Here is a 14389-nt window from a genome sequence, read left to right on the forward strand (position 1 = left end):
AGGGATAGAATTTTAAGATAAAAAAATATGAAAACGATTTATTTAAAATTATGGATGACATTGTTTGCTTGCCTTGTTTTTGGTGTTCAGGGTGTTAGTGCCCAAGACGGTAAGGGAGACTTGATTGCTGGTGGAACGGTTGTGATTTTAGGTCAAAGAATATCGCCACCTTATAAAATTGAAATAAGAAATAACGAGACATGGATCAACGACATTCTCGCTGAACCTCTTGTGAACAAAAGGGCTCGAGTCCTGCCAGTTGTCACAGATGATATACGAAAGAAGCATGATTTTATTTCTCGTCTTACGGACGACTATTTGTATTTTTATAAACGATTTGGACGAGAGAAATTTCAAAAAAAACTTTTAGAAAAATATAAAAAAGATTCTTCTGCGTCACAGTTAAATTTTTATAAAGAAGATTTAGAGGTGATTTTTAAAGATGGAGAAAAAGAGTTTTTGATGATGGGCCATTCGAGATCTCTTATTGATCGAAATATTAGTCGTGAAGAATGGGCAAGAACGGTTAAGGAAGGTAATCAAAATGCCCGAAGAGAAAGCATTAAAATGCATGAGCGGCTTCTTAAGCGGGGTGGGATGTTGATTTATGATTATGGAAGTATGTCTGCTATGCCGCCTGCTATTGCTCAAAACATTATTGCAGGTTTAAAAAATTTAAAAGAAAATTCTTGGTCTTTGGAACAAACTCGAGAAGAGCTTAAACGCTTAGGAATTTCGGATCGTGTTTTTGAGCATATTCAAGAAAATTGTGCCTCTTGGTAATTGTGGGGCTTTGCTGAAAATTTCTGGGCGAAGAGAATAGGCTAGATGTTTACGAATGTGATGCAAAAGGCATAATAACAAAGAATTGTTCGCTAGATTTTTATTAAACTTATTACTTAAAAATTTACTTATGATTAATTTAATAGATACTCACGCACATCTTGATGGGATTGAAGATATTGATTCTGCTTTAAACAGAGCCAAAGAAGCAGGCGTGACAACAATTATTGCGCAGGGCGTGGACTTAGCATCAAACAAAAAGAATCTAGCCATTAAGCAAAAGTTTTTGGATTTGGATATTCGCCTTGCGTTTGGGATTCATCCTGGCAATATTATTGATGATGAAATTGAAGAGACTTTTAAATTTATCCGAGACCATAAATCTGATATTGTGGCGATTGGAGAGACAGGACTAGACTTTTGGTATCGATGGGTTCGAAAAAGTGACGAAAAAAAACAGCAGCAAAAACAAATTCTTGAACGGCAAATTGATTTGGCTAAGGAATTTGATTTGCCGATTGTGATTCATAGCCGCGGAGCGTGGGCTGATTGTTTTTCGATGGCTGAAAAAAACGATGTTGAAAAAGCTGTGTTTCATTGGTATAGTGGGCCTGAGGATGTTCTTAAAAGTATATTGAATAAAGGGTATTTTATTTCGGCGACACCTGCTTTGGCGTATAGTCCAGAGCTTCGAGTGGCTGTCAAGCTGGCACCGATTGATCAGATTTTGATTGAAACCGATTCGCCGGTTTTTTACCGCATTGGAGAAGGCGGATTTCAAGCTGAACCAAAGGATGTTTTTCGAACATTAGAGTTCTTAAGTGAGATAAAGAATATTGATTTAGAAAAAGCAGCTAATCTTCTAAATCAAAACGCCAAAAAAGTTTTTGGAGAATAAACGATGTACGAAGTTGTTAGCAAGCAAGTGATTGGAGATGAATTAAGGCGCATTGAGATTGTCGCTCCTGCGATTTGCACAAAAGCACAGCCTGGCCAGTTTGTCATGGTTGCGCCAGATGAAAAATCTGCACGTGTTGCCTTAATGATTGCTGGAGTTAATGCTTTAAAGCAAACGATTACTTTGATTTTTAAAGAAGACAGTTTGTCGATGAAAAGACTTGGATCTTTATGGATTGGGGATTCTGTGTTTGCGTTGTTAGGTCCTTTGGGCAAGCCATCTGAAATTAAGGAATTTGGCAATGTTCTTTGCATTGGATATGAAACAGGCGCGGTTTCGCTTCTTACGATTTGCCGGGCTTTGCATAAAGCTGAGAACAAAGTTATTAGCGTGTTGGGAGCTAAGACAAAAAGAGATTTATGCCTTCAGCCGCAGATTCATCTGTGTTCTCAGAAATCTTATGTGATGTCTGAAGATGGATCGGTTGGGGAAAGAGGATACATTACCGATGGTTTAGAGAAGATTTTTGTCGAGCAAGAAATTGATCGTATTTATGTTGCTGGTCCTCTGGCTGTTATTCAGGAAGTTTTAAGTAGTGTACGCGATAAAGGAATTTTGACAAAAGTTTTGATTAATCCAATGACGATTGATGGATTTGGAATTTGTGGATGCGATTTGATTAAGGTTAAGGACCGGTATGTGTCTATTTCAATTGAAGGTCCAGAATTTGATGCTGATGAAATAGATTTTGCATTCTTTGAAACAAAAATGAAGAATTTTAAAGCATGAGGATTATTCGAGAAAGGAGACCCCTTCTCCATAATTTTGGAGCTCATTTATGAAAAGAATTTCAGAAAACATACAACCCGCTCTTAAGCGACTTAAAAGTTTTTGTGAAGTTGTTTTGGGATTTAAAAAAAATCAAACAGTTTCAGAAGCGCATCGTTGTCCGCAGTGTTCGCATCCAAAGTGTGTTGTGGGGTGTCCTCTAAAAATTGATATTCCTGGTTTTATCCGTTCATTGCGCGAAGGAAATAGCGCAAAAGCCCTTCATCGCATCAGAGAACAAAATAGTTTGGCTGGAATTTGCGGACGTCTTTGTTCGGCGCCTTGCGAACAAACTTGTATTTTAAATGAAGAAGAAGGCGCTGATCCTATTAGCATCAAAGGTCTTGAGCGATTTGCCTTTGATCAAGGACAATCTGCCTTTAAGCAGCTTTTTAATGCAGAGAGCTCGAATCAAAATAATCGGAAAGTGGCGGTTGTAGGTTCTGGTCCGACGGGTTTAACCGCGGCTTCGGTTTTGGTTGAGGCAGGATATCAGACGACAATCTTTGAAGCGTTGCACTTGCCTGGAGGAATTTTGCGCTATGGGATTCCTGAGTTTCGATTACCTAAAAAAGTTTTAGATGACGAAATTAAATATATTGAATCTTTAGGCGTTAATATTCAAACAAATTGTCTGATTGGAAGAACGTCTACTATTGCCGATTTAAAAGATTTGGGATATGAAGCTATTCTTTTGGCTACGGGTGCGTCCGTTTCTGAGATGCCGGATATTCCTGGAGCACAATTAAAGGGAGTGCATTTTGCTCAAGAATTTTTGATGCGTACAAATCTAATCAATGAACAGCAATCTTTTAAATCAGAGATCGCTGATTTGTTTGGTGAAAAAATTGTTGTGATTGGGTCTGACACAATGGCTCTTGATTGTGTGCGTGTGGCTGTTCGATTGAACAAGCAGGCAACTGTTATTTGTTCTCAAGGAGAAGATGGAATTCAAGCGACCGAAAGCGAACGCGAGCACGCCAAAGAGGAAGGCGTTCATCTGGAAGTTTTAACGAGCCCAATTGAAATCTTATCTGATGAAAACAATTGCGTGAAAGCTGTTCGGTGCATTCGAATGGATTTTGCGGATAAAGATGGTAAAGGATTGTGGAAAGTGGTTCCTGTTAAGAATTCTGAGTTTATTATCGAGGCGGATACGATCATTCTTTCTGACATGGGGACATCGAATTCATTAATTATGCGAGAAGTTAATGATTTGAAAATAAGCAAGAATAATTCTATTTGGATCAAAAAGAATGAATACAGTACATCTGTTGATGGCGTTTTTGCCGCAGGTGGAGTTGTGGATAAATCTCTTAGTTTGATTGATGCCCTTTATCAGGGTAAGACGGCGGCACAAAAGATTGATTCGTATATCCAAGAAAAAAATAAAAATGAAGAAACAAACGCTTAAAGATATAGTAGATAAAAAAACTTCTGGTGAAAAGATCACGATGCTTACGGCTTACGATTATCCGATGGCTAGGATCATTGATCAGGCGGGTATCGATATTATTTTGGTCGGCGATTCTGTTGCCAATGTTGTTTTAGGATTAGATTCCACAAAAGCGATGACCATGGATCAGATGATTTATCATGCCAGTGCTGTTCGAAGAGGGGCCCCAAATGCATTGGTTGTTGGCGACATGCCGTTTGAGTCATATCAAGTTGATAGTGTTAGGGCTGCTTGTAATGCAAAGCGTTTTGTTAATGAAGCAGGCTGTGATGCTATTAAATTAGAATGGTTTGATCAGTGCTTAGACGTGGCGAAAGAAATTATAAAGTCAGAAGTTTCTGTGATGGGGCACATCGGCTTAACGCCGCAAACAGCCGATCGCTTAGGGGGTTTTAAAGTTCAAGGAAAAGATGCTGAGTCGGCAAAACATTTAATCGATCAAGCTCAGGCGTTGGAGCAAGCAGGGTGTTTTAGTTTAGTTTTAGAATGTATTCCAGATAAAATTGCTCAGATGATCACAGAAAAGTTGAGTATTCCAACAATTGGCATTGGCGCAGGGCCTCATTGCGATGGGCAGGTTTTGGTGACACATGACATTTTAGGATTTTTTGATCGTTTCAAACCAAAATTTGTTAAGCAATACATGGATTTAAGCTCGATGATTACTGGCGCGGTTACGCTTTACCGTAATGAAGTTTTATTGAGTCAGTTTCCAAGCAAAGAGCAGAGTTTCATTATAAAGGATGAGGAGATGGATAAGTTAAGACGAAACCCCGCGTCGCTTAAAAACGCTCCTGGGGTAAATTCGCACGAATAACTTTGCACTCCTTGTAGTCGTGCAAGCTATGTGCTCATTTAAAAAAGTTCTGATTCGCCCCGCTAGGCCGCGGGGCTTACAGGGGAATCCTCAGTTCGTCGATTCCTTGAGGATTAATTCGCCTGACAGATTTACAGTCACTGATGCTCTGTAAATCTGAGGCTCATTAAAATTCGCGCAGGCTGACTTGACGTCTCGCCAAAGCTCGACGTAAGTCAGGCGCTTATTATAGGAGTTTCATTTAAACAAAAATTGAGGATACTCCGCGTCGCCCAAAAAAGAATGAAGGGCTCCTGGAGTAAATTCAACTAACAATTTACGAGCCGCTTTCGCGCTCGTAAATAGGAGTTTCATTTATGAAAAAATGTCCGTTTTGTGCAGAAGAAATTCAAGATGAAGCAATCAAGTGTCGGTATTGTAACGAGCTTTTAAATAAAGAAGAGAAGACAGCCTGGTATTTAAAACCATCGATTTTAGTGCTTGGTTTTTTGACGGTTGGTCCGCTTATGTTGCCTTTGGTTTGGATTAATCCGAAATATGATCAGAAAAAGAAATTTATTATTACGATTGTTATTCTTTTGATCACATATTTTGCTTTTAAAATAATGGCGCACTCTGTTCAACAGCTTCAAGAGCATTATAAGGTTCTTTTTGATATGCTTGGATAGTTTTAATCTGCACACGCTTTTCCTAAAGTAAAAGATCTTTATTTTTTTCTTAAGAAAATATTCTTAGATAATTTCAACAAAAAACACTTAATGTGTTTTTTGTTGTTTTGTTGGTGACTTGGTCTTTTAAAGGGCGTATAATAAAAAAAGTCCAAATTGATAAGGAAAATCTTTGAATGGAAAATGAGCCTGTAAAAAAAGATATGGGAAGTATCCCAGAACCTCAAGCGACGCAAGATGTCGAAAGCAGTTCTTCTTTGGTGCAGGATTTCTTTATTGTTGGATTTGGTATTTTAATTGTTGTCTTGGCTTTCTTTTTGTATCATGCGATCGTTGGCTTGGACCTAGAAGTTGTTATGCCGAGAGGGTGTAAGAAGGTCATTGATATGTATGGCCATATAATCAGCACGCCTGATAATAAAATTCCAGGGCAGCATATTACACAATATATTCGGATTGCCATTATTATGGGTTTTGCAGCGATTGGTGCGTTTTTCTTTTCTTTTGTTATTATAAAATGGATTAAAAATAACAAAAAATTGACATTCAGACCAAAGCCGTTTGATAAGGCCTAAGACAGATTATCTCCGTCGTAAGCTTACTAAATATGATATACTTAAGAGTAAGGAGGATTTGTCTTGAAGAAAGAGGCGTTTGATTATGGATGTGAATATACTGCCGACAACATTAGTTTGGTTTTTTCTCATTGGGGGTCTTGTGCTCGTGGCTGTCGTAGCTTGGGCTACCCAAGTTGCTGCGATTTCTTCAAAAAACCGAGAAAAATATAAAAGCCAGAAGATTGTAGAAAATTATTACGAAGGAAAGAGTGAGTCTGTCAAAGCTTCTGCTGTGAGTGCACAGATTTTAAAGCGTTGGAAGCAAAATTTAAGCGATGTTGATGATGATTAGAATTTTGTTGTAATCCTGCCTTTCAAGGGCTTTAAGCCTCTTTACAATATTTCATCTTGCGGTACAATACATCTGTTTATTCTAGGACCTAAAATACAAGGAAATATATGAGTTGTGATCAGGGGCAAGTTGTTGCGTTATGCTTAAGCCAAGAGAAGCATGTTGCAAAATCTTCGGTTGAAAAATGTTTTTTCAAAAAAGATTTTGGGATTGTTGGAGACGCCCATGGTGGCTCAGGGATGCGTCAAGTTAGTCTTTTGTCAAAGGCATCAATTCAAAAGATGGCCGCGACGGGTCTTACCTTAGCTCACGGTGCCTTTGCTGAGAACATGGTTGTTGACGGCATTGATTTTAAAGAAATTTTGATTGGAACTCGTCTGCGTGTTGGAAACGCGGTCGTGCTTGAAGTTGTTCAGATTGGCAAGCCATGTCATAGCCCGTGCTCAATTTATCATTCTGCAGGATATTGCGTTATGCCAAAAGAGGGAATTTTTGCTAAAGTTTTAGAATCTGGGGAAGTTAGAGTCTTAGATTTTGTTTCGATTAGCTAATTAATAGCAAGCATCTATCAATATAATCAAAATGCTTGATTTCTTGATAATTTTTCGATAAAATACCGGTTCAATGTCTCAAGATAACTTAATGGAAAAAATAGTATCTCTGTGTAAGCGCAGAGGATTTGTCTTTCAGTCTTCCGAGATTTATGGCGGGTTGAGCAGCGTTTGGGATTATGGTCCTCTGGGCGTAGAGCTTAAGCGTAATGTCAAGGATGCCTGGTGGAAGACTGTCGTGCATGATCGAGACGATGTGGTTGGTTTGGATGCAGGCATTCTAATGCATCCGGACGCTTGGAAAGCTTCGGGCCATATTGATGGGTTTTCAGATGTTTTGGTGGATTGCAAATCTTGCAAGAAACGTTTTCGCAAAGATCATGTTGGCGATCAATGCCCAGAATGTGGGGCTAAAGATTTTACAGAGGGTCGGGCATTTAATCTGATGATGAAAACGCATCTCGGAGCTGCCGAAGACAGCAGTAGTCTAAGCTATCTTCGCCCGGAAACGGCACAAGGTATTTTTGTTAATTTTTCTAATGTCGTTGATACGACGCGAAAACGTCTTCCGTTTGGAATTGCTCAAATTGGAAAATCATTTCGCAATGAAATTACTCCCGGAAATTTTATTTTTAGAACTCGGGAATTTGAACAAATGGAAATCGAATATTTCACAAATCCAGAGCAAGCGGACGAGATTCATCAAAAATGGATCGAGGAGCGCTTTGCTTGGTATGTTGATTTAGGAATCAAAAAAGATTCACTTCGTCTTAGAAAGCATGCATCAGATGAGCTAGCGCATTACGCCAAGGGATGTACGGATATCGAATATGAGTTTCCTTTTGGCTGGTCCGAGCTTGAAGGCATTGCCAATCGAACTGATTTTGATTTAAAACAACACTCCCAATCTTCAGGAAAAGACCTGCAGTACCAAGACAATCTTACCAATACAAAATTCTTCCCATATATCATTGAGCCTTCCGGAGGTGTCGATCGCGCAACACTTGCGTTTTTAGTTGATGCCTATTGCGAAGAACAAGTCAAAGATGCGACGCGTGTTGTTTTAAAGTTTAGTCCAAAATTAGCTCCGATCAAGGTTGCTGTGTTACCGCTTTTAAAGAAAAATTCAGATATTGTTTCGATGGCAAAATTGATTAAAAAAGATTTGTCAAAAAGCTTTACTGCGGTGTATGATGATACCGCTTCGATCGGGAAACTTTATAGACGGCAGGACGAAATTGGAACATCTTTTTGCTTAACAGTCGATGTGGATTCTTTGAGTGACCAAAAAGTAACGGTGCGGGACCGAGATACGATGATACAAGAGCGTATTCCTGTGGGCAGTTTGAAAGAATATTTATCAAAAAAACTTATTATTTAATAGAAGGGTAGGTTTGTAAAGATGGCAGGCAAAACAAGTAAGTATGTTTATTTTTTTGGTGGTGGAAAAGCAGAGGGCAAAGCTTCAATGAAGGAGCTTTTTGGTGGAAAAGGTGCTAATTTAGCGGAGATGTCAAGCATTGGCGTTCCAGTGCCAGCAGGTTTTACGATTACGACAGAAGTTTGCGCATATTATGATAAGAATAATAAAAAGAAACCAGCAGGGTTAGATAAAGAAATTGATGCAAATATCACTAAGATTGAAAAAGTGATGGGTGCAAAATTTGGAGATAAGAATAATCCTCTTTTGGTTTCTGTTCGAAGTGGCGCTGCCGTTTCTATGCCGGGTATGATGAATACAGTTTTGAATCTTGGTATCAATGATGATGCAGTTGAAGGTCTAGCTAAGAAAACAAATAATGAGCGCATGGCTTGGGATTCTTATAGACGTTTCATTAATATGTTTGGCGATGTTTGCATGGGTGTTGACCATGAGCATTTTGAGCATGAGCTAACGCGTATTAAGAAAAAGTATAACCGAAAATTAGATTGCGAATTAACAACTCAAGAATTAAAAGAAGTTGTTGATGCTTATAAAGAAGTATACAGAAAGAGTGTTGGAAAGGATTTCCCAACAGCCGCACGCGAGCAACTTTCTTATGCGATTGATGCTGTTTTAGGTTCATGGAATATTCCAAGAGCGGTTGCTTATAGAAATATTAATAAGCTTTTTGGGCTTAAAGGAACAGCAGTTAATGTTCAGTCCATGGTTTATGGAAATATGGGCGATAATTCTGGAACAGGTGTTGCGTTTACACGTAATCCTGCTGATGGAACAAACAAATTCTTTGGTGAGTATTTGATTAATGCCCAAGGGGAAGACGTTGTGGCTGGTATTCGTACCCCTGATCCGATTTCAACTTTGAAAACGAAAATGCCAAAGATTTATAAAGAGCTTGATACGATTCGATTAAAGCTTGAGCGACATTATCGTGATATGCAAGACGTTGAGTTTACGATTCAAGAAGGCAAGCTTTATATGCTTCAGACGAGAACCGGAAAAAGAACTGGTTTAGCGGCTGTTAAGATTGCTGTTGATATGGTTAAAGAGAAATTGATTAAGCCAGAAGAGGGATTGATGAGAGTTGAAGGCGATCATTTGAATCAACTTCTTTTCCCAATTCTTGATCCTAAGGCAAAGCTTGAGGCTATTTCTGCAAAACGCGTTTTGGCCAGAGGTTTGCCAGCAGGTCCAGGAGCATCAAACGGACAAATTGTTTTTACGGCTGATGATGCTGTGAAGTGGGCTGAAAATGGCAAAAAAGTTATTTTGGTTCGAAAAGAAACTTCTCCAGAAGATGTTTCTGGTATGTGGGCTGCTCAAGCAATTTTGACATCAACAGGAGGAATGACTTCGCATGCAGCTGTTGTTGCTCGAGGTTGGGGCAAATGTTGTGTGGTTGGTTGTGCGGCTTTGGATATTGACTATAAAACAAAGACAATCAAGGTTGATGGAAAAGTTTTAGAAGAAGGCGCCGAGGTTTCTATCGATGGTTCAACAGGAGAAATTGTTTTAGGACATGTTGAGACATCTTCTTCGCCAGTTGTTTCAGGGATTATTGACAAAAATAAAGCTGCACTAAAACATCCAATTTGCCAGATTTTCTTGGAAGTGATGAAATGGGCAGATAAAGCACGAGAAATCAAGGTTCGCACCAATGCGGATTCTCCAAAAGATGCACAAAATGCACGTGCGTTTGGCGCAGAAGGTATTGGCCTTTGCCGAACAGAGCATATGTTTTTTGAGGGCGATCGTATTTGGGCTATTCGAGAAATGATTCTTGCCAACGATGTCGCTGGTCGAGAAGCAGCTCTTAAGAAACTTCTTCCATATCAAAGAAAAGATTTTGAAGGTATTTTTAAGGCTATGGATGGATTACCTGTTACAGTGCGTCTTTTAGACCCACCTTTACATGAGTTCTTGCCTCACGATGCCTAAGGGCAAGAAGAGATGGCAAAGCGTTTAAACATAACACCAGAAGCGGTTAAAGCAAAAGTAGATTCTCTTCACGAGATGAATCCTATGTTTGGTCATCGTGGATGCCGATTGTCGATTACTTATCCTGAAATTTGCAAAATGCAGGTAACAGCGATTATGGAAGCGGCATGCAACATGGCTAAGAAAGAAATTAAAGTTCTTCCAGAGATCATGATTCCTTTGATTGGAACAAAGGCAGAATATGATATTCTAGAAGCGATTTCTCGTAATACGGCCGAAGAGATTATCAAAGCTAAAGGTGTTAAGGTTAATTATCTTGTTGGAACCATGATGGAAATTCCTCGTGCAACACTTGTTGCCGACAAGGTTGCTGAAAAAGCAGAGTTTTTCTCATTTGGTACCAATGATCTTACACAGATGACGTTTGGCTATAGTCGTGATGACGTAGCAACATTTTTACCTGAATATATTGATAAGAAAATTGTTAGAGATGATCCGTTTGCTTCTATTGATCAGGAAGGTGTAGGTGAACTTGTTATCACAGCGGTGAAACGTGGTCGATCGACACGCAAGAATTTAAAGTGTGGTGTTTGCGGCGAGCATGGTGGGGACCCAGCGAGTGTTAAGTTTTTTGTTAGAGCCGGTCTTAATTATGTTAGTTGTTCACCCTATCGTGTGCCAATTGCACGTTTAGCAGCAGGACAAGCAGCGCTTGAAGCTAAAAAGAAAAAATAAACAAAGGACATTGTATTGGATCCTATACGCGCATATTTTAAAGACGTTCGACATATTCCTCTTTTGACAGCAGAAGAAGAAATTGATTTGTCTCGAAAGCTTCTGAGTGGAGATAAACAAGCAAGAGAGCAGATGATCAAGTCGAACTTGCGCCTTGTTATTAGTATTGCTAAGCGATACATGAATCTTGGAATCCCTTTAAGTGATTTAATTGAAGAGGGCAACATCGGATTGATGCGTGCCGTCGAGAAATTTGATCCTGAAAAGGGATTCCGTTTTTCAACATATGCGGCTTGGTGGATCAAGCAAAGTGTTTCTCGTTCGATTGTGGATCAAGGAAAAATGATCCGCATTCCTGTGTATATGAACGAAGAGCTTGCGAAATATAAAAAAGCTGTCGAAAAACTAACGCACAAGCTAAAGCGAAAGCCGCGTGTCGCTGAAATTGCAAAAACAATGCAGCTTGGCGTCGATCGTGTTCGCGAGATTCGTCAGTGCGTTACCAAAATGTCAAGTTTGGATGCTCCGATCGGAGAAGAGGGAGAAGGACAATTTAAGGATGTTGTTGAGGACACAACTTTAGAGGCTCCGCATGAAGAGCTAGAAGGTTTTCTAAACAAAGAACGCACGCTTGATCTTTTGAGCATGATGGATGATAGAGAGCGCGAAGTTTTAGATTTACGTTTTGGTATTACAGACGGAGAAAAGCGTACTTTGGCGGAAATCGCAAAAAGGCTTGGCGTTTCGCGTGAGCGTATTCGTCAGTTAGAAGTTGGAGCTATAAAGAAGTTGCGAGAAATTTTTCATAAGCAAGAAAAAGGGTTTCAGGAGGAATCAGAATAATGAGCAACGGATCAGCGAGAAAAACATTTGCTTTGATTGTTCCGCGTTTTGAAGATTTGGATCATTCTTTTTATGCCGAAGAAATTGTTAAGGGAGTAGGCCTAACGGCAAGTCGACTTAAGGTCGATGTTTTGATGCATATTACTGAGCGTTATGATCACGAGGATTGGTTGCGCGGAAGATTGATCGATCGAAATTATATTGACGGTATTATTTTTGCTGACATCGATAATGATGTCGAGACACTTCACAAAGTTATTGCGACGGGTATTCCGTATATTGTCTTAAATAATATTTTTAAAGAACCGATCAATAGCATTGCAGTTGATAATCAAAAAGCTGCGTTTGATGTCGTTGAGCATTTTATTAAATTTGGACACAAGGACATTGCTATTGTTTGTGGTGACTTGCGAACACAAGCCGGCCGGCTTCGCTTAGAAGGATATAGGGAAGCTCTTGAAAAGCATGGCCTTGCCTTTAAGGATGAATTTATTAAATACGGGGAATTCTTAAGAACTCCGTCTCGCAAAAGCGCGCAAGAATTATTTGACGCAACAAATCGACCAACAGCTATTTTTGCTTGTTCTGACGTGATGGCTTTAGAGGTGATGTATGAAGCTAAGACGCGGGGATTAAGAGTCCCTCAAGAGGTGTCTATTGTTGGGTTTGATGATAACCCTGTTAATATTCATAGCACGGTTAAGCTATCGACTGTTGCTCAACCTCTAAAGGAAATGGGCCGTCTTGGTCTTGAAAAGCTTAATCAGATTTGTGAAGGTCAAATTGGTGTGCCGATCCAAATTCTTTTGCCGACGAAATTTATTGAACGAGAAACTGTCACACAGCTAAAAGATTAAGATTTTAAAACAGGAGTTTGCCCCGTGAGCAAAAAACTACAAGACTACATTCGCGACATTCCAGATTTCCCCAAAAAAGGAATTATTTTTAAAGACATTACAACGCTTTTGAATGATAAAATTGCGTTTAAGAAATCGATTGATGCATTGGCTAAAAAGTTTAAGGGCCAGAAAATTGATTATGTTGTTTCGGTTGAAGCGAGAGGATTTATTTTTGGTGCAGCGCTTGCCTATAAGCTCGGCGCTGGGTTTGTTCCTGTTCGAAAGAAAGGAAAGCTTCCATCAAAAACACGAAGTGTCACATATGATCTTGAATACGGAACGGATACGCTTGAAATTCATGAAGATGCGATCAAGAAGAATGCAAAGGTTTTGATTGTTGATGATCTTTTAGCGACGGGCGGAACGGTTGTGGCAGTGACACAGCTTTTAAAAGAATTCAAAGCTTCTATTGTTTCGATTGCTTTTTTAATTGAGCTTAAATTTTTAAATGGTCGAGACAAGCTAAAGAAATTTCCTATTTATGCTTTAATTGAGTATTGATTTTTCTCTTGGTTGTTAAGACCAATCCTCGTCTATGCAAAATTCTTTTTTCACACAAAAATTAAATTTATTCCTATCGATATTATTTTTTTCTTTAAATATTTTGGCGAGATGTTTGCTTTGATTATTTTGTTTTCTTAATGGCGCACAACTGGTGCGATCTTTCTCATAAATTTTTTATTAAGGAAGCCTCACGTCGCTTAAAAACCGCTCCTGGGGTAAATTCACACAACATATTTGCGTCATTGACGTTCCGTAAAAATGGTGTTCATTTATTGCGCCTGTAGCTCAGATGGATAGAGCGACTGCCTCCTAAGCAGTAGGTCCCCCGTTCGAATCGGGGCAGGCGCATTCTTATTCGCCAACTTTTTATGTTTTTAAGTGAGGCGAATAGAAGACCCCCGATGAGGGGGTAATTTCATGCCAACTTTTTATGTTTTTAAGTGAGGCGAATAGAAGACCCCCGACGAGGGGGTAATTTCATGCCAACTTTCTATGTTTTCAAGTGAGGCGAATAGAAGACCCCCGATGAGGGGGTAATTTCATGCCAACTTTCTATGTTTTTAAGAGAGGCGAATAGAAGACCCCTTTAGGGGGACAATATAGAGAAGGTCCTTTAAATAGGGCCTTTTTCTTAATTTCAAGCACTTTTCATGGATTTTTTTTTGGCTTTGTGACATTTTTGTGATTTTTATTTTCTTATATCAATTTATGTTAATTGCTTTGTTTTCAGCAGGATAGCCAAGATGCATAAGAATAATAAAAAGCAAAAAAAAGTTTTAAAAAAACTTGACACTTGATGTTATGTATGGAAAAATAAACTTACACTGAACCCAGAGATGACTCTAGTTATAACAAAGGAAGGAGGGGAGGAAAAAATAAATTGTTAGGCTCATCGCTAACTGGGAAATTTTCGCAGATCTCCTAGAAGTTTCATAAACAACTAGAAAAAATATACATGGCTGGTACAAAATAAAAAATTCTTTAAGGAGGATTATCAATGAAAAAAGGTATTTTATTAGCTTTGCTTATCGTAGCTTTATTAGCTATGCCGGCATTTGCTAGCGTACAAAACATCAAAGTCAGCGGTGACCTAGAAGGTGCATGGGTTGTTCGTGATGG

13 protein-coding genes, 1 tRNA gene and 1 pseudogene are annotated in these 14389 nt (G+C 39.1%); all 15 read left to right on the forward strand.

Translation table 11 applies throughout. The features are described 5' to 3' along the window. Positions 1-27: 27 nt before the first annotated feature. The 15 genes and pseudogenes from PHY73_03700 (at position 28) to PHY73_03770 (ending at position 13618) form a co-directional block, all read left to right on the forward strand. Complete coding sequence (locus tag PHY73_03700) at positions 28-783, forward strand: hypothetical protein (protein MDD3374814.1); 756 nt, start codon at positions 28-30, stop codon at positions 781-783. A 130-nt stretch (positions 784-913) separates the two neighbouring features. Further along, complete coding sequence (locus PHY73_03705; protein MDD3374815.1) at positions 914-1681, forward strand: TatD family hydrolase; 768 nt, start codon at positions 914-916, stop codon at positions 1679-1681. A gap of 3 nt (positions 1682-1684) precedes the next feature. After that, positions 1685-2470, forward strand: a complete 786-nt coding sequence (locus PHY73_03710) for a hypothetical protein (GenBank protein ID MDD3374816.1) — start codon at positions 1685-1687, stop codon at positions 2468-2470. Between the two features lie 49 nt (positions 2471-2519). Further along, positions 2520-3923, forward strand: coding sequence for an FAD-dependent oxidoreductase (locus tag PHY73_03715; GenBank protein ID MDD3374817.1), 1404 nt, complete (start codon positions 2520-2522; stop codon positions 3921-3923). Continuing rightward, a complete protein-coding gene (gene panB / locus PHY73_03720) occupies positions 3904-4782 on the forward strand; it encodes a 3-methyl-2-oxobutanoate hydroxymethyltransferase (GenBank protein MDD3374818.1) in 879 nt (292 codons plus the stop codon). The genes PHY73_03715 and panB overlap by 20 nt, the downstream gene beginning before the upstream one ends. A 356-nt stretch (positions 4783-5138) precedes the next feature. Then, positions 5139-5450: a zinc ribbon domain-containing protein gene (locus PHY73_03725; GenBank protein MDD3374819.1), complete on the forward strand. Its 312-nt coding sequence runs from the start codon at positions 5139-5141 to the stop codon at positions 5448-5450. A gap of 176 nt (positions 5451-5626) precedes the next feature. Beyond that, the gene (locus PHY73_03730; GenBank protein MDD3374820.1) at positions 5627-6025 is read left to right on the forward strand and encodes a hypothetical protein; all 399 of its coding nucleotides are present in this window, start codon (positions 5627-5629) and stop codon (positions 6023-6025) included. 85 nt (positions 6026-6110) lie between these two features. After that, complete coding sequence (locus tag PHY73_03735) at positions 6111-6359, forward strand: hypothetical protein (GenBank protein MDD3374821.1); 249 nt, start codon at positions 6111-6113, stop codon at positions 6357-6359. Between the two features lie 107 nt (positions 6360-6466). Beyond that, entirely contained in the window at positions 6467-6910 is a 444-nt protein-coding gene (locus tag PHY73_03740) for an MOSC domain-containing protein (protein ID MDD3374822.1), read from the forward strand. A gap of 73 nt (positions 6911-6983) precedes the next feature. Beyond that, a complete protein-coding gene (locus PHY73_03745) occupies positions 6984-8291 on the forward strand; it encodes a glycine--tRNA ligase (protein MDD3374823.1) in 1308 nt (435 codons plus the stop codon). A gap of 21 nt (positions 8292-8312) precedes the next feature. Then, positions 8313-11024, forward strand: a pseudogene (gene ppdK / locus PHY73_03750) (pyruvate, phosphate dikinase). Positions 11025-11039: 15 nt separating this feature from the next. Beyond that, entirely contained in the window at positions 11040-11867 is an 828-nt protein-coding gene (locus PHY73_03755) for a sigma-70 family RNA polymerase sigma factor (GenBank protein ID MDD3374824.1), read from the forward strand. Beyond that, entirely contained in the window at positions 11867-12724 is an 858-nt protein-coding gene (locus PHY73_03760; protein MDD3374825.1) for a substrate-binding domain-containing protein, read from the forward strand. The genes PHY73_03755 and PHY73_03760 overlap by 1 nt, the downstream gene beginning before the upstream one ends. A gap of 24 nt (positions 12725-12748) precedes the next feature. After that, positions 12749-13267 carry an adenine phosphoribosyltransferase gene (locus PHY73_03765; GenBank protein MDD3374826.1) on the forward strand — a complete coding sequence of 173 codons (519 nt, stop codon included), beginning with the start codon at positions 12749-12751 and terminating at the stop codon, positions 13265-13267. Positions 13268-13544: 277 nt separating this feature from the next. After that, a tRNA-Arg gene (locus PHY73_03770) sits at positions 13545-13618 on the forward strand. Positions 13619-14389 lie beyond the last annotated feature (771 nt).

Source organism: Candidatus Omnitrophota bacterium (assembly GCA_028693815.1).
GTDB lineage: Bacteria > Omnitrophota > Gorgyraeia > Zapsychrales > Aceulaceae > Aceula.

Bases quoted from the DNA above. Each gene is read 5' to 3' on its own strand.
- PHY73_03700 (MDD3374814.1), top strand. From the start codon at position 28: ATGAAAACGATTTATTTAAAATTATGGATGACATTGTTTGCTTGCCTT.
- PHY73_03705 (MDD3374815.1), top strand. From the start codon at position 914: ATGATTAATTTAATAGATACTCACGCACATCTTGATGGGATTGAAGAT.
- PHY73_03710 (MDD3374816.1), top strand. From the start codon at position 1,685: ATGTACGAAGTTGTTAGCAAGCAAGTGATTGGAGATGAATTAAGGCGC.
- PHY73_03715 (MDD3374817.1), top strand. From the start codon at position 2,520: ATGAAAAGAATTTCAGAAAACATACAACCCGCTCTTAAGCGACTTAAA.
- panB (MDD3374818.1), top strand. From the start codon at position 3,904: ATGAAGAAACAAACGCTTAAAGATATAGTAGATAAAAAAACTTCTGGT.
- PHY73_03725 (MDD3374819.1), top strand. From the start codon at position 5,139: ATGAAAAAATGTCCGTTTTGTGCAGAAGAAATTCAAGATGAAGCAATC.
- PHY73_03730 (MDD3374820.1), top strand. From the start codon at position 5,627: ATGGAAAATGAGCCTGTAAAAAAAGATATGGGAAGTATCCCAGAACCT.
- PHY73_03735 (MDD3374821.1), top strand. From the start codon at position 6,111: ATGGATGTGAATATACTGCCGACAACATTAGTTTGGTTTTTTCTCATT.
- PHY73_03740 (MDD3374822.1), top strand. From the start codon at position 6,467: ATGAGTTGTGATCAGGGGCAAGTTGTTGCGTTATGCTTAAGCCAAGAG.
- PHY73_03745 (MDD3374823.1), top strand. From the start codon at position 6,984: ATGTCTCAAGATAACTTAATGGAAAAAATAGTATCTCTGTGTAAGCGC.
- PHY73_03760 (MDD3374825.1), top strand. From the start codon at position 11,867: ATGAGCAACGGATCAGCGAGAAAAACATTTGCTTTGATTGTTCCGCGT.